Source organism: Erythrobacter sp. HA7-11, from assembly GCF_055693605.1.
This window is the reverse complement of the sequence record NZ_JBVFUF010000002.1, coordinates 2451159-2472733: the sequence shown is the minus strand read 5'-3', so window position 1 is coordinate 2472733 and position 21575 is coordinate 2451159. Positions and strand designations below refer to the sequence as shown.

The 21575-nt window shown below is 58.5% G+C and carries 15 protein-coding genes; 9 read left to right on the top strand and 6 right to left on the bottom strand.

Annotation, left to right across the window (positions count from 1 at the left end; translation table 11 throughout):
- Positions 1-3: 3 nt before the first annotated feature.
- Together ACZ1GU_RS12605 and ACZ1GU_RS12600 are read right to left on the bottom strand one after the other, a co-directional pair.
- A complete protein-coding gene (locus tag ACZ1GU_RS12605; protein WP_472648325.1) occupies positions 4-351 on the bottom strand; it encodes a hypothetical protein in 348 nt (115 codons plus the stop codon).
- On the bottom strand, positions 348-1835 hold the full coding sequence (locus tag ACZ1GU_RS12600) for a hypothetical protein (RefSeq protein ID WP_472648324.1): 1488 nt from the start codon (positions 1833-1835) through the stop codon (positions 348-350). The genes ACZ1GU_RS12605 and ACZ1GU_RS12600 overlap by 4 nt, the downstream gene beginning before the upstream one ends.
- Positions 1836-2402: 567 nt before the next feature.
- On the opposite strand from ACZ1GU_RS12600, the gene ACZ1GU_RS12595 reads away from it, so the two are divergent.
- From ACZ1GU_RS12595 to ACZ1GU_RS12575, 5 genes are all read left to right on the top strand, one after another.
- Entirely contained in the window at positions 2403-5528 is a 3126-nt protein-coding gene (locus ACZ1GU_RS12595) for a S8 family peptidase (RefSeq protein ID WP_472648323.1), read from the top strand.
- Positions 5529-5609: 81 nt separating this feature from the next.
- A complete protein-coding gene (locus ACZ1GU_RS12590; protein ID WP_472648322.1) occupies positions 5610-6758 on the top strand; it encodes a tetratricopeptide repeat protein in 1149 nt (382 codons plus the stop codon).
- Between the two features lie 58 nt (positions 6759-6816).
- Positions 6817-8202, top strand: a complete 1386-nt coding sequence (locus tag ACZ1GU_RS12585) for a putative bifunctional diguanylate cyclase/phosphodiesterase (protein ID WP_472648321.1) — start codon at positions 6817-6819, stop codon at positions 8200-8202.
- A 102-nt stretch (positions 8203-8304) separates the two neighbouring features.
- A complete protein-coding gene (locus ACZ1GU_RS12580) occupies positions 8305-9264 on the top strand; it encodes an NAD(P)H-binding protein (protein WP_472648320.1) in 960 nt (319 codons plus the stop codon).
- The gene (locus ACZ1GU_RS12575) at positions 9261-10961 is read left to right on the top strand and encodes a solute:sodium symporter family transporter (protein ID WP_472648319.1); all 1701 of its coding nucleotides are present in this window, start codon (positions 9261-9263) and stop codon (positions 10959-10961) included. The genes ACZ1GU_RS12580 and ACZ1GU_RS12575 overlap by 4 nt, the downstream gene beginning before the upstream one ends.
- On the opposite strand, the gene ACZ1GU_RS12570 is transcribed toward ACZ1GU_RS12575, so the two are convergent.
- From ACZ1GU_RS12570 to ACZ1GU_RS12555, 4 genes are read right to left on the bottom strand one after another with little or no spacing between them, the layout of a single operon-like run.
- On the bottom strand, positions 10958-11872 hold the full coding sequence (locus tag ACZ1GU_RS12570) for a TauD/TfdA family dioxygenase (protein WP_472648318.1): 915 nt from the start codon (positions 11870-11872) through the stop codon (positions 10958-10960). The genes ACZ1GU_RS12575 and ACZ1GU_RS12570 overlap by 4 nt on opposite strands.
- Positions 11865-12818: an aldo/keto reductase gene (locus ACZ1GU_RS12565; protein WP_472648317.1), complete on the bottom strand. Its 954-nt coding sequence runs from the start codon at positions 12816-12818 to the stop codon at positions 11865-11867. Before ACZ1GU_RS12565 ends, ACZ1GU_RS12570 begins: the two co-directional genes overlap by 8 nt.
- Before the next feature lie 3 nt (positions 12819-12821).
- Positions 12822-13901: a Gfo/Idh/MocA family protein gene (locus ACZ1GU_RS12560; protein ID WP_472648316.1), complete on the bottom strand. Its 1080-nt coding sequence runs from the start codon at positions 13899-13901 to the stop codon at positions 12822-12824.
- The gene (locus ACZ1GU_RS12555; RefSeq protein ID WP_472648315.1) at positions 13898-15808 is read right to left on the bottom strand and encodes a beta-galactosidase; all 1911 of its coding nucleotides are present in this window, start codon (positions 15806-15808) and stop codon (positions 13898-13900) included. The genes ACZ1GU_RS12560 and ACZ1GU_RS12555 overlap by 4 nt, the downstream gene beginning before the upstream one ends.
- Before the next feature lie 175 nt (positions 15809-15983).
- On the opposite strand from ACZ1GU_RS12555, the gene ACZ1GU_RS12550 reads away from it, so the two are divergent.
- Genes ACZ1GU_RS12550 through metH form a run of 4 tightly spaced genes read left to right on the top strand, consistent with a single transcriptional unit; the run spans position 15984 to position 21569 of the window.
- Positions 15984-16970, top strand: a complete 987-nt coding sequence (locus tag ACZ1GU_RS12550) for an ArsR/SmtB family transcription factor (protein WP_472648778.1) — start codon at positions 15984-15986, stop codon at positions 16968-16970.
- Complete coding sequence (gene metF / locus ACZ1GU_RS12545) at positions 16967-17896, top strand: methylenetetrahydrofolate reductase (RefSeq protein WP_472648314.1); 930 nt, start codon at positions 16967-16969, stop codon at positions 17894-17896. The genes ACZ1GU_RS12550 and metF overlap by 4 nt, the downstream gene beginning before the upstream one ends.
- Positions 17893-18939 carry a homocysteine S-methyltransferase family protein gene (locus ACZ1GU_RS12540; RefSeq protein WP_472648313.1) on the top strand — a complete coding sequence of 349 codons (1047 nt, stop codon included), beginning with the start codon at positions 17893-17895 and terminating at the stop codon, positions 18937-18939. The genes metF and ACZ1GU_RS12540 overlap by 4 nt, the downstream gene beginning before the upstream one ends.
- Complete coding sequence (gene metH, locus ACZ1GU_RS12535) at positions 18939-21569, top strand: methionine synthase (RefSeq protein WP_472648312.1); 2631 nt, start codon at positions 18939-18941, stop codon at positions 21567-21569. The genes ACZ1GU_RS12540 and metH overlap by 1 nt, the downstream gene beginning before the upstream one ends.
- Positions 21570-21575: the final 6 nt, after the last annotated feature.

The following is a 21575-nucleotide window of genomic DNA, read 5'->3' as shown; positions in this document are numbered from 1 at the left end:
GGCTTACTCTTTTTCGGTTTGGGTTTCTGTCAGCATCACTTTGCCCGGCAATAGGACATTGCCGCTGCGCAGGATGGTGGGTTCAATGGTGCGCAACACTGTCGCGCTCTCGCCGCAAATTTCGTCAGGGTTGATCGGAATGGTGGGCAATGCCGCGCCCCATTCCTGCCCGGCGTAGCAGCGCAGCTCCATGTCCTCGCTGCCGAGGATCGCCTCGAGCTTGCTACGCGAATAGCGGAGCATGGCGGCATCTGCGCTATTCTCTTCACCTGCACATTTGTGCGCAAGGCTCTCGCACAATTTCCAGTAATGCGTGGCGAGATCGGCGAGGGCGGAATGCGGCGCGCTCATCGTGACCGTGCCTCTTTGATAATGCGTTGCAATTGGCACATATCCTGAACCAGTTGGTTCCGGATTTTTTCCGGCGAATTGCGTTCAAGCAGCCATTCCACAACGGTCAGCGAGACGTCAGCGCGACCGACTTTATTGGCGATCGCAACCGATAATTCGCGGAAGTAAATCCACGGGCCTTCCTGATGGGGATCGATTTCGAGCAGTTCGTCAAAAACAGAACAGAAGTTGCCGACGACGCCGCCAACATCCGAGCCGATCCCGGCGCCATCAATTTCCCGAGCAAAGTCCCGCAAATTGCGTGCAATCGCCTCGGTCAGCTCTTCAAAGCGCTTGAACAGCACATTGCCCATGAGTGTCGGCAAGTCTCTCGCAACCGCTTGCTGAAGGCCCGGGACTGCGGCGAAGCAATGCTTCAGCGCCTTTGCTAAACGCAGGCTCTCGTCGAACAGCTTGTGCTCATTGCTGAGCGTGATGCCTAGTTCGCGCAACTTCTGGAAAAGCTCGGCTGATTGCGGATCATCGAGACCGCGCGCTTCTTCAAGCCTTTGCAATGGCATGCGCCATTGCGACCACAGATCGAGCGTCGTGATTATCAGTGTGACCCTCGCCGGATCACGCGGATTATTCTCAAGCGATACAAGGGCTTCGTCAATCTTGCCGCGCAGATTTTGCAGCTTGGGATCGGCGAGCCGACCATATTCTTGTGCTACGGCCTCGAGCATCGGCGTGTTGCAGGCTCGGATATCTGCACCATTTTGAGCAATCTGCTCTGCAATCAGAACGCGGCCCTCGCGGTTGTTTCCGAGGGTCTCGGCAACAGTTGTTGCAATAGTGCGGCGGCGGGTTTGGACCGCTTCATTAAAATGCTCGTCGCTTGTTGGACTAAAGCCTGCTCGCAAACGCGCTTCATCAATCCGATCGCGGGTTGCATGTGCGTCCCAGCTCAAAAGATCCGCCATCAGAGTGCGCTGCAGGTCTTCATCCTTCGCGCGGACCGGCAGCAGGGCCAATCCAAGATTGATCCGCGCAAGGTCGCTTGCGCCAAGTCGCAGGGCGAAAAGCGCTTCGCCATCGCCCTTGCCTAGAGCGCGGCGCGCCTCTTCCTGCTCACCCCCGCTTGCTTCTGGCAGCCACTCCAATTCATGGGCCACCCGCTCTTTGGGTGCGAGCAGTGCGGCCCGACTTGCTTCGACAGCGTCTGGGTCTGCCTCTTCCGCGAAGGAGAGGTCATCCGCAGCTTGCGCGATGGCGGATTGATCTGCGTCTGTCGGGACACCAAGGACTACAAATGCGCATTCAGCAAAGTGGCCTCGAAGGGTTTCCGCATCGCGAGCTTCGTCATTTGACGCTTCGTTCGCAGCTTCGATCCGGCGCTGTTTGAGGCGATCCAGACGACGCTGAGCTCCCGCTTCTGCAGCGATGGCCGCTTGTTCAGCGTCCGCTTCGCTCGCTTCATTTTTGCGCAGCCGTTTCCAAAACACCCGTCATTTCCCCGCAACCCTTGTTTGGGCGCGTGAGATAGGGGAACTGAGTTAAAACGGGTTTAACCCCCGCTGCTCTTTTGGCAGGTCAAGTTCCTGGGATTGTTTGGTTTGTTTCCAGCTTTGGGTGAGCGATAGCGCGATCATTTCGAAGACCGCAACGCTGAGGGTCACAATTATCGGAATCGGTTCTTGGCATTTGGGCTATTTTGGGGATCGCCTACCAAAGTCTGTGGCCCCCAATCCTGATCCGATTTTCCAAACTTTGCCGCTTCAAACGAATCGCGCAATCTTGGCCGGATCAGAGCGGCGCGAGAATTAATAAATGCGACCTCGAAATTTGCGAAAAATGCTTCGGATTTCGGTTTTTACCCCGTGTTAACTCTCGCTAACGGCTCTGTTTGGGCAAATAGGTAAAAGCTCTGTGTTTTCGGCCAATTGTCCGCGATCGCAAAATTCCTAATTTTTTAACCATTGCGCTCAACCTAGGTCGAACGCCTCCTCCTCTATTCCGTCCATATCGAATTGCGCGTGATGGCGCTGATGAACGGAAATTGGATTGAGACCATGACTACAAGGTTTGCATTTGGAGCTGCTAGCATTGCGATCGCATCGTCGCTCGCAAGCGCAGCGCACGCACAGGACGGAGGGGAGCTTTCGCTTTCATCTGTAGATGCGCATGCGATCGATTTGGCCTTTGATGATAGTGTCGCACCGCTGACCACGGTTGCGCCAATCGAGACGGTAAGTGTTACCGTCCCGCAATTGGCTGCGCCCGACATCGCGCCAACGGCTGTCATTTCAGATGGTGTGGTTACGGTTCGCTCGCTCGACCCGAACTATGGCGACATCGACGCCTTCTATGGCGATATCGGCGCATTTTATGGCGACATCGATGCGTTCTGGGGTGACATCAATCCGTTCTATGGTGACATCGGCGCGTTCTATGGCGACATCAACCCGTTCTATGGCGACATCAGCCCGTTCTATGGTGATATCAGCCCGTTCTACGGCGATATCGGCGCATTCTGGGGCGACATTGACGCATTCTATGGTGACATCGGTGCATTTGACGCGACCAACCTGAAACTGCTCGGCGAATTCTGGGCTGCAAACGGGGCTTCGATGGCAACAGCCGACGAGGTTTGGGGCGCGCTACAATATACCGAAAGCAATGGCGTATTCACGCCTGTCTACGACGGTACGCCAGATCGGATTCTCAATGCGATTGAAACGATGGTCGCTGAGGCCGAGGCGCAATTTGGCGCGAAATATGAGGCGGAGACTGGCAAGTCATTCCGCAACGATTTGGTGGCTGAGATCTTTGCGCGGCATGGCGTAAGCCTTGAGGGTACCAAGGAAGCCAAAACGACTCTCGCTGGTAAGTCTGCTGGCGACCGCGCGAAGTTGTTCCTCGATTGGCACGACACGCTGCAAACCTACTCCGGCATTGATGCTGTCGATCACTGGATGCGCACGGTCAATTGGACCCCTGCGATCACTCAGATTCAGGGCGAGGGCAAGCAGGCCATCATCGGTGTGATCGATGGTAGCTTCCGCGCTGACGCCGATCTCGCCGACAACATCGCTTGGTCGGGCGGCAGCCATAATACTGTGGACGGTCATGGCGCTGGCGTGGCCAGCCTGATCGCTGGCGCGCATGACGGTGAAGGTGTCATGGGCATCGCGCCGAAAGCGAAGCTCGCGACATATAACCCGTTCGACGCAGACAACACCGCGACTTGGGACAGTGTTCAGTCCGGCATCGAGCAGATCCTTTACCGCTATGTCGGCGGCAACGAAACCGGCTACATCAGCGTCGTGAACCTGTCGCTCGGTGAGAGCGGCTGGGCAGTGTCTCAAGGCCTTGCTAACGTCTTGAACAGCACGCACCTCGCGCGCTGGAACCACGAAACGACCTATGTTGTTGCAGCGGGTAACGATGGTATCACCCAAACGGCTGATATTGATTGGAACTACGCGAGCGACACGACCTTTATCTTGGTCGGTTCGGTTGCGCCTAACGGCCAGATTTCGAACTTCTCGAACCGTCCGGGCAGCGCCTGTCTGCTCAACAATGGCGTGTGTAATGAAGGCAATGAGCTGTTCATGCGCACTGTTGTTGCGCCGGGTGAACTGATCCTCGTCTCGGATGGTCAGGGCGGCGTTGTGCGCCGGTCGGGCACATCGTTTGCGGCTCCGCTTGTTTCGGGTGCGATCTCGCTTCTGCACGATCGCTGGACCTGGCTCGCCCGCAACCCGGAAGAAACAGCAGAAATCATTTTCCGCTCGGCGCAGGATCTTGGCGCACCCGGCCCCGATGAAGTCTATGGCTGGGGTCTGCTGGACGTTGCCGCGTCGCAATCGCCACTTGATTTCGGGGCGCTGACATACAAAACGCATCAGCGCGTCAACGGCGCTTGGGTTTCTGTGGAATCGCCCGTTACGTCCCTCCTCGGCGCAGGTATCCCAGCCGCTTGGGAAACCAACGATGCCTACATCACCGCGTTCGAAAAGATCGGGAATACCTATCGTGATTTTGCGATCCCTGTGTCTTCCTTCACTTATGGTAATACGACCAATGCGCTCGGCCATGGTGAACAGCGCTTCCAGGACTTCATCAACAGCCGTTTCTCTAACTGGCTGCTGAGCAAAGGTGCCGACAAGGATGGCAACGGCAAAGTTGGCGTCAGCCAGCTGACTTCTCAGATCGCGCCAACGCGCGGCGAGTGGGAGTTGCAATATGATATGATTGCACCGCGGCTGACCGATGCCGGCACTTATGAATCCGTACACACAGCAGCGACATTGACCGATCCTAGTGGTGATTTCTCTGTCACTCTCGGTCATGGTCAGGGCGCGCTGTCGCTCACCGGCCAGCGCTTTGGCCTGATCAGCGATCACGATGCGGATACGGGCGGCGTCAACCCAGTGCTGGGTCTGGCCTCCGGCGAAGCATTTGCCTCGGCCAGCTACAAGCCGACGAAGACCACCAAGATCACAGCTGGCTTCAGCGAAGAACGCGAAGATTGGCAGGACCTGGTCGGCGTCTCTGACCTCCAGCGCGAGATCCAGCGTAATCTTGGCGCGCGCGAAGCTTCTGCTTTCACCATGGGTGTGGAGCAAAAGGTCACGGACAACGTCTCACTCAACCTGCAGTGGACGAACCTGAACGAGAATGACGCATTGCTGGGCGCACAGACGTCTTCCGAGGACTTCCTCGGCAAAGGATCGAAGACAGAGGCCGTAACGCTTTCTGCGACTTTCAATCTGGGGCAGGGCCTTTCGTTCGACCTTTCGGCAACAGGGGCTTCGACGAAAACGTCTGAGGGGCAATTGCTTTCAAACAGCAAGCGCATTGCAAGCACCGCCGGCCAGATCACTATGAACAAGCGCGGCATTATGGGCGAAAGCGATGTTCTTCGTGTGTCGCTTGGCCAACCGCTGACCGTTGAAAAAGGCCAGCTGGAGTTCGAATCGCAAGAAGTCATCGACCGTGAGACCGGTGAACTTGGCTTTGTGACCCAGACAATCGGCATCGAAACAAAACGCCGTATGACTGGAGAAATTGTTTACGCTTCTCCGCTAACTAGCAATTCTGAAGTCGGATTTTTCGGGCGCTATGTGAGTGCCGGGGATGCCGGTGAAGACGAAAGCTACGTGGTGGGTGCGAACATCGGTTTGCGCTTCTAAGCAAGGCGAAAATATGCGTGCTGCCTTGGGCTCCATCAAATCGATGGGCGTGAGAAGGGTGGGCTGACGGGGAGAGTTGACATGGGCAAGTTTACGAAAGGAATCAGCGTTTTATGCGCCGCTCTGATCGTTGCTGTTACGCCTGTATCGGCGTCCGCATCGAACCCGGCACCAGGCGAGGCATTCGAAGCAACGATCGCTGAAGCCAAGTCGAAGATGATGGCGGATACCTCGTCTGCTCTCGATCTTGCCCGCAAGGCTAAATCGCAAGTCAAAGGCGAATCGAGCGAGGCAGTTAAATCTCGCCTAACCGCGCAGTGGCTCGAAGGCGAAGCCTTGACCCGCCTCAACCGGACTGACGAAGCGCAAGAGATTATCGATGCGGCCTTGAAAGAGGTGAGCGCAAACCTGCCAGGCGATAAGCTGCACGCGGATTTGTTGCGATCAAAGGCTTCGCTGATGGCGAGCCAGGGCGAGTATGGCGAAGCGCTGTCATCATTTTTGGAAGCGCATGATCGTTACAATAGCCTGGGCGAAGATCGTAGCCGCGCGATCGTGCTGCAAAACATCGGCTCGCTGTATAACGACGCACGCGACTATGAACGCGTGCTTCGCTATTACAGACAGGCCAACCAGGCGTTTCCGGAAGACAATGCGCTGTCTCTTTCTGCTCATAATAACAAGGGCAACGCACTGAAGGAACTTGATCGACTGGAAGAGGCCGAAGAAGAGTTTCGCCTTGCTCTTGCCGCGGCAGGCAAGATGGATAGCCCGCTGCTTGAAGCGCGGATTCTGACGAATATTGCATCGACCCAGCATCTGAACGGCCAATACGCCGCGGCAGAGGATACGGCTGCTCGCGGCCTGCGCATCGCTTACGATCAAGCTCCCGAATGGCTGCCTTTCTTGTATGGCGTGCGCGCCCAAGTTGAGCTCTCACGCGGGGATCTGACCCGCGCAGAGCGCTACATTGGACGCACTTTTGATGGGCAAGACCTGACCGAGACTGCTTCGCTGTTCCGCGATTTTCACGACACTGCCTACAAGGTTTATTCCGGACGCGGCGAATACAAGTTGGCAGCTGACCACCTGGCTGCGTTCCACCGGATTGAGGGTAAGGCACGCGATCTTTCTGCTGTCGCCAACAATGCGCTTTTGGGCGCACGGTTCGATTCCGAAAACCGCGAACTGCGCATTTCTAAGCTGTCGTACCGAAAGAGACGCCAATGAGGCGCGTCTCGCCAGCACACAAAACCAGGTCATCCTGCTTACGTTCGGCATCGCTCTTGTGATCGCTGCCTTTGTCGCCGCGATGATGACGCTTCGCACGGTTAACCGCAACCGTGCTGCAATCGCAGCAGCGAACGAGAAACTGACTTATGTCACCCAGCACGATGGGCTGACGGGACTGTTCTCGCGCGATTATTTCCGCCAGCAGCTCATCGAGACTGCCAAATCCTGCTCTGAGACAGGCAAGGAAGGCGTGCTGATGCTGATCGATTTGGATCGGTTCAAGCAAGTTAACGATCTCTACGGACATGCGGTCGGAGACAAGCTGCTCCAGATTGTGGCTGAACGTTTCCGCAGCGCTGCGGGCGAGCAAGCCGTGATTGGACGCTTGGGTGGTGACGAATTTGGTCTGTTCCTTGCGCCGCCAACCTCTGTCGATGAGGCTTCAGCAATCGCCTCTGAGATTATCGGCGAAGTCAGCGAAATGTGCACTGTCGATGGCTTTGAATTCGCCATCGGCGCTTCGATCGGCATCGCGGTCATTTGCGGCGAGGTATCGGATTCGGTGCTGATGACGAACGCTGACTTGGCACTTTACGAAGCCAAGCATCGCGGTCGTGGCACTTATGTGACCTATGAGCAGGCCATGCGGTCCAAGCTCGAAGACCGCTCCAAGCTGGAGAGTGATCTTTCGCTTGCGCTTGAAAATGGCGAATTGTCGGTCTCCTATCAGCCGATCATCAACGGATCCGATCGCAAGGTCATGGGCTATGAAGCGCTGATGCGCTGGAACCATCATGAGCGCGGCCTGGTCCCTCCAAGTGTCTTCATTCCGATTGCCGAAGATGCCATGCTGATTGAATCGCTTGGCGCATGGATGCTGCGCAATGCGTGTAGCGAAGCGACCAAATGGCCGGAGCACATCAAGTTGACCGTCAACGTTTCTTCGCTCCAGCTTTCGACTGGTCAGTTCCTTGCGACTGTTGTCGAAGCCCTGGCATCCAGCGGGCTTGCCCCGAACCGGCTGCTACTTGAGCTTACAGAATCCTTGATGCTCGAGATGGATGAGGAACTTGAGAAGCAATTGCGCAGCCTCAAGGAACTCGGCGTTTCTTTCGCTTTGGATGATTTCGACCGCGGCTACTCGTCACTGAATTATATCGAGAAAATGAACTTCTCGATGATCAAGATCGACCGCGATTTTGTTCAGGCTGCTGCTGCTGGATCGCGCAAGAGCCAGGCGATCGTGACGGCCATCGTGTCGCTCGCGAAGTCGCTCGAGATCGACGTGACGGCTGAAGGTATCGAGGAAGAAGATCAGGCGACAGCCATGCTGGCTCTGGGTTGCTCATGCTTCCAAGGCTTCCACTTTGGTCGGCCTGCTCCTGCTGAAGAGACGCTCGAACTCACCAATGAGCACGAAGAGGACCGGAAGGTCGCGTAAACAGCGTCGGTCGACGCGCCTCTTCGACTTGGGTCCAGTCTTGAAAAACTGAAGATCGCGCAGGGATTGCCAGCCTGACCCGCCTTGCTAGGGTTGCAGGCGATGGGCGGGACTACATGCAATGAAAGCGGCAAAAGCGTGCTGGTACTCGGCGCGAGCGGCACGATTGGCCGCGCAGTGGTGCGCGAGCTGGTCGAGCAGGGCTTTCAGACTTTTGCGTTTGTGCGCCCGGGTGGCAGCGTGGATGAAAACGCATTTCAGGGCGCTGAGATTCGCTATGGAGACGTCACGGATGCGGCGTCTGTCTGCAAGGATGCCTTCGCCGACACGCGTTTCGATGCTGTGATTTCCTGCCTCGCTTCGCGCAGCGGCTCGCCGAAGGATGCTGAGGCCGTAGATTTTCAAGCAAATCTCAATACGCTGAAGGTAGCGGAAGAAGCAGGCGTCGATCACTTTATCCTGCTGTCCGCGATTTGCGTGCAGCGCCCTAAACTCGCGTTTCAGCGTGCGAAAATCGCCTTCGAGCACGCGCTAAAAGCGTCAAAGCTCGACCACACCATCATCCGCCCGACCGCCTTCTTCAAATCGCTTTCCGGGCAGGTTGAGCGGGTCGCGAAGGGAGGCCGATTTATGGTCTTCGGCGATGGTGAACTGACCCGCTGCAAGCCGATCAGCGACGCTGATCTCGCGCGCTTCATAGTCGCTTGCATCGGAGATCCGGATAGCAGGAAAACGACCAAGGTGATTGGTGGCCCCGGACCAGCGATCAGCCCGCGCGATCAAGCCGCGATGCTGAGCGAATTGCTCGGACACGAAGTCAAAGTGCGCCGCGTGCCGCTAGGCTTTTTCACCGCAGCTGAGCGCATCTTTGCGCTCAGCGCAGGCCTCTCCGATTGGTGCGCGGAAAGGTGCGAATATGCCCGGATCGCGCGCTACTACGCGACTGAAAGCATGCTCGTCTACGATCCGAAAGCGCAGCAATATGACGCCGATGCGACGCCCGAATTCGGGATCGAGAACTTGCGCGACCACTACCGAAAATTGCTGGATGAGCGCGTATGAGTACCGGCGATTTGATCTTCACGCTCGCAAGCTGCGTGTTCTTCATGGGACTGGTCGGTTGGATCAGCTGGCTGAAGACGCGCGGCACGGCAGACAGCAAGGACGGCTATTTCCTCGCCGGACGAGGGTTGGGCGCGGCCTTTATCGCTGGCTCGCTTTTGCTAACCAACCTGTCAGCCGAGCAGCTGATCGGGCTCAACGGCTCGGCATACGGCTACAACATGTCGAGCATGGGCTGGGAGGTGACGGCGGCGGTCGCCACCATCGCCATGGCCCTGGTCTTCCTGCCGAAATATCTCGCGGGCGCTTTTACGACCCTGCCGCAATTCCTGAATGATCGCTTCGACCCCACGGTGCGCCGCATGTCGGTGGTGTTGTTCATGTTCGGATATGGCTTCGTCACGATCCCGAGCGTGCTCTATTCCGGCTCGGTGGCTGTGCTGCTGCTGTTCGATGTGCCTGGATTGACCGGGCTCGACTATTTTCCGGCCCTGGTCGCGACGGTGATCGTGATCGGCGTGATCGGCGCGATCTATGCAATCTTCGGAGGGCTGCGCGCTGTCGCGGTATCCGACACACTCAACGGTGTCGGCCTGCTGATCATCGGCGTATTGGTTCCGGTGTTCGGTTTGATCGCGCTGGGCGAGGGGAGTTTTGGCGCAGGCCTTACTGAGCTTACCACGCAGAACCCAGAAAAGTTGAATGCGATCGGTAGCGCGAGCGATCCAACGCCGTTTGGCACGCTTTTCACCGGCATGATCTTTGCCAACCTGTTTTACTGGTGCACAAACCAATATGTGATCCAGCGTACGCTTGGTGCGCAAAGCCTCGCCGAGGGGCAGAAAGGCGTGCTGCTCTCCGGCTTTTTCAAGATCCTCGTGCCGTTCATGATGATGATCCCCGGCGTGATTGCGTTTCACCTTTATGGTCCGGGGCTCAGCACGATTGACGAGGCCTATCCGCGCTTGATCCGCGATGTCCTGCCGATCTATCTCTCTGGCTTTTTCCTCGCAGTCTTGCTCGGGGCGGTGCTCAGTTCGTTCAACTCGCTGCTCAATTCCGCTGCGACTTTGTTTAGCCTCGACGTCTACGCCCCTGCGCGCAAAGGCGAGGCGTCGGATGCAGAGCTGGTTCGCGTTGCAAAGATCGCCAGTGTCATCATCGCGCTGTTTTCTTTCGTGGTTGCGCCGCTGCTTTATTTCTCGCCCGAGGGGTTGTGGCAAATCATCCGCATCTTCACCGGTTTCTACAACATTCCGACCATCGTGATCGTTGTGGTCGGCCTGTTCACGACCCGCGTTCCAGCGCTCGGCGCGAAGCTGGTGATTGTCTTCCATGTGATCGCTTATGGACTGATCCGCTTCGTCTTTGACGACGTGATCACGCTGCACTTCATCCACCTTTACGCGGTGCTGTTCTGGATCGAGGTCGGCATCATGCTTGCCTGCGGTTGGATGCGCCCGCGCGACGAGGCCTGGGCGTTCACCCGATGTGAGAAAGTCGATATGACCCCGTGGCGCTTTGCCAAGCCGCTTGCGGTGACATTGTTCAGCTGCGTGGTCGCGACCTATCTGCTGTTTTCGCCGCTTGGTCTGGCGTCGGGCAAGGGCATGGGAGTGCTGTTCGCCGCGCTCTTTGGTGCGCTGGTGATGGGCAATGCGCTAGTGTGGGCGCTGGCTTCGCGGCGCGCGGTCTAAGCGATCAGGCTGGCGAGCACGCGGCGCTTGCCCTCAAACGGCCTGCGCCCATGCATCACCTGAAAATTGTCCAGCAAGGCGACATCGCCCGCTTGCCAGGCGAGATCATGCGTTAACTCATCGGCAATGCGGATCGCATCGGCCATGTCTTCCGGCGTGATCGGCTCTCCGCCGCCAAATGTGATCGCGCGGTTGGGATCATTGCGGCTGTCGGCCCAACCGCGAAACGCGGCAATCAGCTGGTTGAAGAAGCTCGCGCGTCCATCGCCCAGATCGCGCACAGCGGGCAGGGCTGCGGTGGTCACTCGCAAAGCCTCTTCGTCGAGCCATTCCCACGAATAGCCTAGGTCTTTGAGACGCGCTTCGGCGTCGTGCTTGGTCGCAACGCTCAAAGTGCTCCGCCAGCTGCGCCCTTGGCCAGAGCCCGCATCGTCTGCGCCGGGCATGACGTTGGTGTAACGCACGCCTTCGGCTTCAACCCGTGCGACGAAGTCAGGATTGGCCTCGCGCAGCCCATCCTGCACCCAGTCCGAGCGACATAGGGGCGTCGCGCCACCGCTTGTCGCTGCGATCTCACAATAGAAGAACAGTTTTGCCGGGTAGAGCGGCGTTTGCGCCATTTCGTGATGGAGGAAGATTTCGGTCTCGGGCGGCGCTTCGTTCGCGGTAAAAACGCGCGGGGTCACATTGGTGCGCACAGCATTGCTGAGCGAGTCTTCATAGGTGAAGCCCGGCTCGCCATAGCCTTCAATCGCGGCATCAAAGGCGAGCGGATCGGGTACCTCAAACCCACGAAACAGCAGCGCGCCCGCATGGTCCAGCGCCGCATCGACCGCAGCCTTGTTCGCGCTCAGAAAGGCGGCGAGATCGCCGCCGCCGGTGATGATCGCGGGGAATTCGGTATCAGTCATAGATCGGGTGGAACGTGGCAAAGGCCGCCTCTGCGAACACGCCGGGATCGTTGAAGCGGCGGTTTTGGTTGAGTGAACTGATCGCGGCCATTTCGACTTGCGACAGCTCGAAATCGTCGATGTTTAGGTTTTCGCGCATCCGCTCTGGCCGCGAAGTCTTGGGAATCACCGCCGTGCCGCGCTGTACACCCCAGCGTAAGACGACTTGCGCGGGCGTTTTGCCATGCGCATCGGCTGCGACCATGACCGGCGCAGAGCCGAGCACACTTTCATCTTTCTTCGCCATATCTAGCTCGAAATAGCTTTGCGCGCCGAGCGGCGAAAAGGCGGTGACATCGATGCCGTAATTCTTGGCGCAGCGGATCAGCTTGTCCTGTGTGAGGAATGGATGCGCTTCGATCTGGAGCATGGCCGGTTTGACCCGCGCATAGGTCATCAGATCGTGGATCAGCGCCGAGTTGTAGTTGCACACGCCGATGCGCTTTACGATTCCTTTGTCGACCAGCTTCTCCATCGCTTTCCAAGTCTCGTGCAGCGGAACGGACGCTCGCTTCATCCCCGAATTGCTGGCGGGATCGTGGACCCATTCCGGCGGATAACGCACGTCGATCGGCACATATTCAAGCGCGATAGGGAAGTGGATCAGATAGAGGTCGAGATATTCGAGCTCAAGATCATCGAGCGATTTGCGGCACGCTTCCTCGACATGCTCGGGCGCGTGGAAGGTGTTCCAAAGCTTTGACGTGATCCACAGGTCGTCGCGCGTCACCAGGCCCTCTCCGATGGCCTGCGCGATTCCTTGTCCGGTTTCGATTTCGTTGGCGTAGTCTGCTGCGTTGTCGAAATGGCGATAGCCCGCGCGGATCGCCTCAATGACGGTCGCGGCGGTGTCCTCGCGGGGGACTTTCCAAAGGCCAAAGCCCTGGCGCGGCATGGTATCGAGCATGATCTAGTTCTCGTCTTCGAAATGGATATCGACCGGCTGTCCGGTGGCGATACTTTGCTGCGCTGCGGCGCCGACTACGACTGATCGATAGCCGTCCTGCGCGTCGATGAGCGGCGGCGTGCCGTTCGCGAGCGCGGCGTGAAAATCGCGCTGCTGGAAGAACGTTGCGCCGTGGTGATCGCCGGCTGCGAGTGCAGCGGCGGGTGTCTCGACGGTTTCGCGAAACGGCCCGGATTCGTCGCGCGGGGACCAGGTGATTTCGGCGGCGGGAATCTTTACCTCGAGCTTTCCTATGGGGCCGACCGCGCTGATCTCTTCCTGCTGCTGCGACCCTTCGGCGAACATGCACAGGTCGAGCACAGCGCGCGCGCCGCCCGCAAAGTCGAGCATTACAAAGGCGTTGTCGATGATGTCGGGAGTCTTGCTGTCGTAGCGCTCGTCCAGATGGTTTACGTCCTGAGCGCCGCTCGCAAACACGCGGATCGGCTCATCGCGCAGGATATGTCGCATTAGGTCAAAGAAGTGACAGCATTTCTCAACCAGCGTTCCGCCGGTGTTGGCGTTAAAGCGGTTCCAGTCGCCTACTTTGACGAGGAAGGGAAAGCGGTGCTCGCGAATCGCGAGCATTTTGATGTCGCCCGCTTCGCCAGCGTGCACCCGCTCGATGAAGCGGGTGACGGGCGGCATGTAGCGATATTCGAGGCCCACCCAGAACAGATTGTCGTATTCGCGCGCGGCTTTGCTGAGCGCCAAGGCATCCACGACCCGCGTGCACATCGGTTTTTCCATCAGCACCGCGCATCCGGCGTCCATCACCGGCTTCACCACATCAAAATGGGTGAAATTGGGCGAGGCGATGATGACGGCATCGGGTTTGGTCGTGGCGAGCATCTCCGAATTGTCGGCAAAGCAGGTGATGCTTTGGCCGAGCGTCCCCGCCAAGTCCGCCGCAGCCTCACGCGAGCCTTCGTCAGGATCGGCAATCGCGACCAGCTCTGCACCATCAACCAGCGCGAGGTTCTGCATATGCTCGCGGCCCATCATGCCGCAGCCCAGTATTGCATATGTGCGCGTGTCGCTCATTCGCTTAGCGCCGTAATTGAAACGCCCGCCGGGTCAATTGTTTCGCCGGTCAGGTCGAAGCGGACCGGCTTGGTCGAATAATTGAACGCAAAGAGATGAGTGGCGGTGCGGCGGACGCGCAACCCTTTGGGAAGGTCGATCAGTGCAACGCCCGCTTCGTTCGCCATGCTCGCGATTAGGCGCGAAAGCAGCGCGTCATCCGGCCAAGCGGCGCAATAGCGTGCAGGGCCGTGCTTGAAGACGACGGGGCGGCCATCTTTGAGCGTGATTTCGGGAACTAGCTCGCTCTCAACCTGTTCCAGCCAACGCTCTACGGCGAAACCGTCGCCTTGCTCGGTGATGCCATGGCGCAGACTTTCGACCCTCTCCACAGTTATTGGCATAAGCGATTGAAGCGCGCCGGGTGCGAGCCCTTCCGGGATGCAAAAGCAGGTCGTTTTGCTACCCGAGCGGGGACCGAGCAGAAGGGGGCAGTCGAGTGCAGCGACTTTCTCCGCGAACCCTTCCGGCACGATGGGCAGAGTCGGGACGGCGACCATTGTGTAGTCGGACAGATCGGCATCCGGGCTGACGATATCGACATCGAGGCCTTTTTTGCGCAGCGCCGAATACCATTCATAGGCCAGCTCAAGATAACGGAAGCTTTGCCCTTGAGGCTGGATGCCGCACACCCATGCCGCTTCGTAGGAGAAGACGAGTGCGACTGGCGCTTGCGCGATATCTTGCGGTCCGATTTCGTCGATGATCCGCGCGGCTTCGCGTGCTTCACCAGCTGCCTCAGCGTCCACGCTGTCCGGGCGCAAGAGCCCTGTATGCATTTGCTCCTGCGCGAACGGCGCCTGCCGCCAGCGGAAATAGCTTGTGAACTCCGCGCCATGTGCCATCGCTTCGAGCGTCCAGAGCGCGACCATCCCCGACAATGGAGCGGGGTTGAAGCGCGCCCAGTTCACCGGGCCTGGCTGCTGCTCCATCACGCCCCAACGCTGATTGCCGACGGCTCCGCGATAGAGGTCGTGATGGAAAGCGGCGATATCGGGATGACCTTGGCGCTGGTAATCCCGCTTGTCGTCATCTCCGAACCAGAACTGCTCTAGAAAGCCGAGCGGATAGCTGTCCCACGTCGCCACATCGAGATCGCGCGCCGTGTCGTAGTGATCAAACTCGGTGAAGAAACCCATGAAATTGTGCGTGATGTCCTTACCGGGCGAATGCTTGCGAATGATCTCGACCTGTTCGCGGTTGAAGCTCGCGACCTGATCCGAAGCGAAGCGGCGGTAGTCGAGCCAATGCGCAGGATTGGCTTCGGTCACGGTCAGGTGCGGTGGGTCAATCTCGTCAAAGCTGCGATATTCCATGCTCCAGAACACATTGCCCCAAGCTTTGTTGAGCATCTCTGGCGTCTGATAGCGCCGCCTTATCCAATCGCGAAAGCCAGCTGCGGCGGCATCGGAAAAGCTCAGCACCGTGTCGTGACAGCCATACTCATTGTCGGTCTGCCACATGGTGATCGCGGAATGACCGCCATATCGCTCCGCCATCGCGGTCACGATTCGGCGGCATTCGGCGCGATAGCCTTGGTGCGAGAAGCAATAATGCCGCCTCGATCCAAAGCCGCGCGGGCGACCTCGCTCATCAATTGCGACCATATCGGGCATGCGATCAACCAGCCATTTCGGCGGGGTCGCGGTGGGCGTGCCAAGAATGATTTTGAGTCCAGCCCCGGCTAGGGTTTCGATCGCGCGATCAAGCCAATCCCAGCTCAGCTGTCCGGGCTTCGGCTCGATCCGACTCCAGGCAAATTCACCGATCCGCACCAGCGATAACCCCATATTGGTCATGCGCTGCGCATCTTTGGCCCACATTTCCTCTGGCCAATGTTCGGGATAATAGCAGCAGCCCAGTTTCATCGCGCAGTCTCTCAGATTGCCAGTGCGCCAGCATTTCGGGCGAAGGTGCGGCAAAAGCAAGCACCTTACGCTTCAGATCGCGATATCGGTGCAAGCAAGCCCGCACTGCCTCATTTACAGATATAAAAATATCTTTATATGCTACTTGCTGAGTCAAGTCATGAACACCGAAGCAATGAACATCGACACGATCTTTCGTGCCCTGGCCGACCCGACCCGGCTGCGGATTGCGCGCCTGCTCGCGGCGATGGAGCTGGCGGTTGGCGAACTCGCGCAGGTTCTTGGCCAAAGCCAGCCGCGGGTCTCGCGCCATGTCGGCATCCTTTGCGATGCTGGCCTTGCCGAGCGTCGCCGTGAGGGCAGCTGGGTGTTCCTGCGCATGGCCAGCAGCGCGGACGGCACGTCTCCTGTGGTTGAAGCGATTGCGCGCCTCCTTGCGATTGCCGAGCGCGAGGATCCTGCTTTTGCCAAGATTTGCGAAGATGATCGGCGCAAGCTCACTGCAATCCGAACCGCACGCGAGGCGACGGCGGAGGGATATTTCGAGCGCCACGCGACCGAGTGGGACGAGCTTCGCCAGTTGCACAGCGATGATGGTCTGGTCGAAGGTCGGCTCAGCGAAGCGTTGGGTGATGAGCCCGTCGGCACTCTGCTCGATATCGGGACCGGCACAGGCCGAATGGCGGAGCTGTTCGCGGGGCGTGCTGAACGGATTGTGGCGCTCGACAAGAACCTCGAAATGCTGCGCATCGCTCGCGCCAAATTACAGCATTTCCCCGCTGATCGGATTGAGCTGGTGCAGGGCGACCTCAGCGACCTTCCCTTTCCTGCCGCTAGTTTCGACACGGTGCTGCTGCACCAAGTGCTGCATTTCGTGCAGGACCCCGCGACAGCGCTGGCCGAGGCTGCGCGCGTCACGCGTCCCGGTGGCCGTGTCGCAATCGTAGATTTCGCCGCGCACGACCGCGAAGAATTGCGCACCCGCCACGCCCATGCCCGTCTCGGCTTTTCGGACAGGCAAGTTCGCGATTTCCTCCGCAGCGCCGGCTTCACCGCCCGTACGCCAGAAGCACTCGAAGGCGAAGAGTTGGTCGTGAAAATCTGGATCGGCCAGCGTCGCAAGAACCCTCTCTCAACTCCTGCTCAGGAACGCACAGCGTGAACCCCACTCTCGACCAAATGCACGAGGCGCGCACCGCGCTCGACAGTCCGCTGTTCAAAGGGCTTGCCGGCGACATCGACATCTCGTTCGAATTCTTCCCGCCAAAGACCGAGAAAATGGGCGAAAAGCTTTGGGACAGTGTGGAGACACTCAGGCCATTGCGCCCCCGTTTTGCTTCGGTGACCTATGGCGCGGGCGGTTCGACACGAGAGCGCACGCATGAACAGGTCGTCCGGATCCAGAAAGAAGCTGGAATCCCGGCTGCGGCGCACCTCACGTGCGTTGCGGCGACAAAGGACGAAGTGAATGAAGTCGCCCGCCATTATTGGGAAAGCGGCATTCGGCACATTGTCGCGCTGCGCGGCGATCCGCCAGAAGGAAACGGCCAATACACTCCACATCCCGGCGGCTATGCCAATGCCGTTGAGTTGATTGCTGGTCTGAAAGAGGTTGCAGATTTCGAGATTTCCGTCGCCGCATATCCTGAGGTTCACCCAGAGAGCCCTGACGCGCAAAGCGATCTCGACAATCTCAAAGCCAAGTTCGATGCGGGCGCGACCCGCGCGATAACTCAATTCTTCTTCAACACGCGCTGTTTTTTCGAGTTCAGGGACAAGGCGGTTGCGGCTGGCATCGACGGAGAGATTGTACCGGGCATCATGCCGGTGGTCAGCTTTGCCGCGGTTCAGCGGATGAGCGGCCTGTGCGGCACGGACATTCCGGGCTGGATGGAGGGGTTGTTCGATGGCTTGGACGACCGGCCCGAAGCGCGCCAACTGGTGAGCGCAACAATCGCGGCTGAGCTGTGCCGCCGCCTCTATGCGGGCGGTGTGCGTCAGTTCCACTTCTACACGCTCAATCGCGCAGAGCTGGCCTATGCAATCTGCCACATGCTTGGGAAACGTCCGGTCGGAGACGCGGCATGAGTATGCGCGAGCGGCTGATTGCCGAGGCCGAAAAGCGTATTCTCATTTTCGATGGCGCGTTCGGGACGCAGATTCAGGACCGCAAGCTTTCCGAAGAGGATTATGCTGGCGATCTCGGCCTGAAGGCTGATCAGAAGGGGAATAACGATATCCTCGCGCTCACCCGGCCCGATGTTATCGAAGGGATTACTCGCAGCTATCTGGATGCGGGATCGGATGTGATCTCAACCAATACATTCTCGGCCAATCGCATTTCGCAGGCAGACTATGCGGCGGAAGATCAGGTTGCGGCGATCAATGTGGAAAGCGGCAAGATCGCGCGCGCATTGGCGGACGAATATGCGGCCAAAGATGGACGCCCTCGCTTCGTAGCTGGCGCGATTGGCCCAACCAACAAGACTTTATCTTTGAGCCCCGATGTCGAAGACCCCGGCTTTCGAGAGATCGATTTCGATGAGCTAACTGCCGTTTACAAGGAGCAGGCAGCTGCCTTGGTCAAGGGCGGCTGCGACTTCATCCTGATCGAGACCGTGTTCGATACGCTAAATGCCAAGGCCGGGATCATGGCGGTGAAACAGCTCGAAACAGAGCTTGGCCGCGACATTCCTATCATGATCTCCATGACGCTCACGGACCTGTCCGGCCGCAATCTTTCAGGGCACACGGTCGAGGCATTCTGGTGCGCGGTGCGTCACGCCGATCCGATCACGATTGGGCTCAATTGCAGCTTTGGCGCGGACCAGCTGCGCCCGCATGTGCAATCGCTTTCCGGCCTCGCGGATACGCTCTTGATGGCCTATCCTAATGCGGGCCTGCCCAACGAGCTCGGCGAATATGACGAGCTGCCCGAGACGACCGCATCGCTGGTCAAGCTGTGGGCGGAGAACGGCCAGGCGAATATTCTCGGCGGGTGCTGCGGCTCCTCGCCCGAGCATATTCTGGCGATTGCCAAGGCGGTCGAAGGGCTGCCTCCGCGCAAAGTCCCGGTGCCTGACACGGCGATGCGCCTCGCAGGCCTTGAACCGTTTGTAGTGGCCGCCTGATGGACCAGCCAAACAGCTCAGCGCGCTTTATCAATGTGGGTGAGCGCACCAATGTCACCGGCTCTGCGCGGTTCAAGAAGCTCATCATGGCGGATGACTACACTGCCGCCGTCGAAGTCGCGCGCCAGCAGGTCGAAAATGGCGCGCAGGTGATCGACGTCAATATGGACGAAGGGCTGCTCGATGCCGAGCACGCCATGACCACCTTCCTTAAGCTGATAGCGGCAGAGCCTGATATTGCGCGCGTGCCGGTGATGATCGACAGCTCTAAATGGGAGGTGATCGAGGCGGGGCTCAAATGCGTCTCCGGCAAGCCGATCGTCAATTCGATCTCGATGAAGGAAGGCGAAGAACCTTTTCTCGAGTCTGCACGCAAATGCATGGCCTACGGTGCTGCGGTGGTCGTGATGGCCTTTGACGAGGTTGGGCAGGCCGACACGAAAGACCGCAAGGTAGAAATCTGCAAGCGCGCCTACGACTTGCTAACGGGCATCGGCTTTGCGCCCGAAGATATCATCTTTGACCCGAACATTTTCGCAGTCGCGACCGGCATCGAAGAACACAACCGTTATGGTTTGGACTTCATTGAGGCTGTGGAAGAGATCAAGGCGCAATGCCCTCACGCCAAGACAAGCGGCGGGCTTTCCAATCTCTCTTTCAGCTTTCGCGGCAATGAGACGGTGCGCCGTGCGATGCACTCTGTTTTCCTCTACCACGCTATCCCCGCAGGGCTCGACATGGCCATTGTCAATGCAGGTCAGCTGGACGTTTACGACACCATCGACCCGACCTTGCGCGGTGCGTGCGAGGACGTAATCCTGTGCCGCCATAAGGACGCGACCGAGCGGCTGATTGATCTTGCGGAAAGCTATAAGGGCAAATCAGTCGCCGATGAAAAGGCGGCAGAGGAATGGCGCGGCTGGCCGGTTGAAAAGCGGCTCGAACACGCGCTCGTCAAAGGCATTGACGCACATATCGTCGACGACACCGAGGAAATGCGCGAGGCCACAGCCGAAGCCGGTGGCCGTCCGATCGAAGTGATTGAAGGCCCGCTGATGGACGGCATGAACGTCGTCGGCGACCTGTTCGGCAGCGGCAAGATGTTCCTGCCGCAAGTCGTTAAATCCGCACGCGTCATGAAAAAGGCCGTCGCCCACCTCATCCCGTTCATCGAGGCCGAAAAAGATCTGCTGCCCGAGGTTGAGCGCAAGGCCAAGGGCAAGATCGTGATGGCTACCGTCAAAGGTGACGTGCACGATATCGGTAAAAACATCGTCGGCGTCGTGCTGCAGTGCAATGGCTATGATGTGATCGACCTTGGCGTCATGGTGCCGTGGCAAGACATCCTCAAATCGGCCAATGACAACAATGCGGACATGATCGGACTGTCGGGCCTCATCACCCCCTCGCTCGACGAGATGGTGACCGTCGCCGAGGAAATGCAGCGCGAGCAAATGAGCATGCCGCTGCTCATCGGCGGAGCCACCACCAGCAAGGTGCACACCGCGCTAAAGATTGATCCATCCTATGGAGGTCCGGTCGTGCATGTGCTCGATGCCAGCCGCGCAGTGGGCGTCGCGTCAAAGCTCCTTTCCGATACGCAGCGCCATGAATTTGTTGAAGAAACCGCTGGCGAATATGTGAAGGTGCGCGATGCTCGTGCCGGCAAAACGCCCAGCGTGTTGCTTTCGCTGAAAGAGGCCCGCGCCAATTATTACGACGCCTATTTGAGCGACAAGCCCGCGCCGCCACTGAAGCCCGGCGTACACGTGTTTGACGATTGGGACCTGGCGGACCTGCGCGATTACATCGACTGGACGCCGTTCTTCCGCGCTTGGGAATTGCACGGCAATTATCCGGGCATTCTCAAAGACGAAGTGGTCGGCGAAACCGCCAGTCAATTGTTTGACGATGCCAATGCTATGCTCGATCAGATCATCGCAGAGAAATGGCTGACCGCCAAAGGTGTTGCCGGATTCTGGCCCTGCGCGCGGGATGGCGACGATGTCACGATCCACCGCGTTAGTCGCGAAGAACATGTGGTGCTGCCGTTCCTGCGCCAGCAGGTGAAGAAAAGCCGCGACCGTGCAAACATGTGCCTTGCCGATTTCATCGATCCCGATGGCGATTGGATCGGCGGCTTTGCCGTCGGCATCCATGGGATCGAGCCGCATATCGCACGCTTCCAGGCGGACAAGGACGATTACTCTGACATCCTACTTAAGGCTCTGGCCGACCGGTTCGCAGAGGCCTTTGCCGAACGCCTACACCAGCACACTCGCACTGATCTATGGGGCTATGCGCCTGGCGAGCAGCTGACAAATGATGCGCTGATCAAGGAAGAGTATCGCGGCATCAGGCCGGCCCCCGGCTATCCGGCGTGCCCCGATCATTCGCTGAAACCGATCCTGTTCGACCTGCTCGAAGCGGAAAAGAATGTTGGCCTGTCGCTGACGGAAAGCTTCGCCATGTGGCCGACTGCTGCGGTGAGCGGGTTCTATTTCGGCCACCCCGAAGCAGAGTATTTCGGCGTTGCCCGGATCGGGCGCGACCAGTTGGAAGACTATGCGACAAGGCGCGGGATCGATTTGGAAACCGCCGAACGCTGGCTGAGGCCGAATTTGGATTGATTGTGC

Coding starts and splice junctions, on each gene's coding strand:
- ACZ1GU_RS12580 (WP_472648320.1), top strand. CDS start 8,305: ATGGGCGGGACTACATGCAATGAAAGCGGCAAAAGCGTGCTGGTACTC.
- ACZ1GU_RS12575 (WP_472648319.1), top strand. CDS start 9,261: ATGAGTACCGGCGATTTGATCTTCACGCTCGCAAGCTGCGTGTTCTTC.
- ACZ1GU_RS12540 (WP_472648313.1), top strand. CDS start 17,893: ATGAGTATGCGCGAGCGGCTGATTGCCGAGGCCGAAAAGCGTATTCTC.
- ACZ1GU_RS12550 (WP_472648778.1), top strand. CDS start 15,984: ATGAACATCGACACGATCTTTCGTGCCCTGGCCGACCCGACCCGGCTG.
- metH (WP_472648312.1), top strand. CDS start 18,939: ATGGACCAGCCAAACAGCTCAGCGCGCTTTATCAATGTGGGTGAGCGC.
- ACZ1GU_RS12570 (WP_472648318.1), bottom strand. CDS start 11,872: ATGACTGATACCGAATTCCCCGCGATCATCACCGGCGGCGGCGATCTC.
- ACZ1GU_RS12605 (WP_472648325.1), bottom strand. CDS start 351: ATGAGCGCGCCGCATTCCGCCCTCGCCGATCTCGCCACGCATTACTGG.
- ACZ1GU_RS12555 (WP_472648315.1), bottom strand. CDS start 15,808: ATGAAACTGGGCTGCTGCTATTATCCCGAACATTGGCCAGAGGAAATG.
- ACZ1GU_RS12560 (WP_472648316.1), bottom strand. CDS start 13,901: ATGAGCGACACGCGCACATATGCAATACTGGGCTGCGGCATGATGGGC.
- ACZ1GU_RS12565 (WP_472648317.1), bottom strand. CDS start 12,818: ATGCTCGATACCATGCCGCGCCAGGGCTTTGGCCTTTGGAAAGTCCCC.
- ACZ1GU_RS12590 (WP_472648322.1), top strand. CDS start 5,610: ATGGGCAAGTTTACGAAAGGAATCAGCGTTTTATGCGCCGCTCTGATC.
- ACZ1GU_RS12595 (WP_472648323.1), top strand. CDS start 2,403: ATGACTACAAGGTTTGCATTTGGAGCTGCTAGCATTGCGATCGCATCG.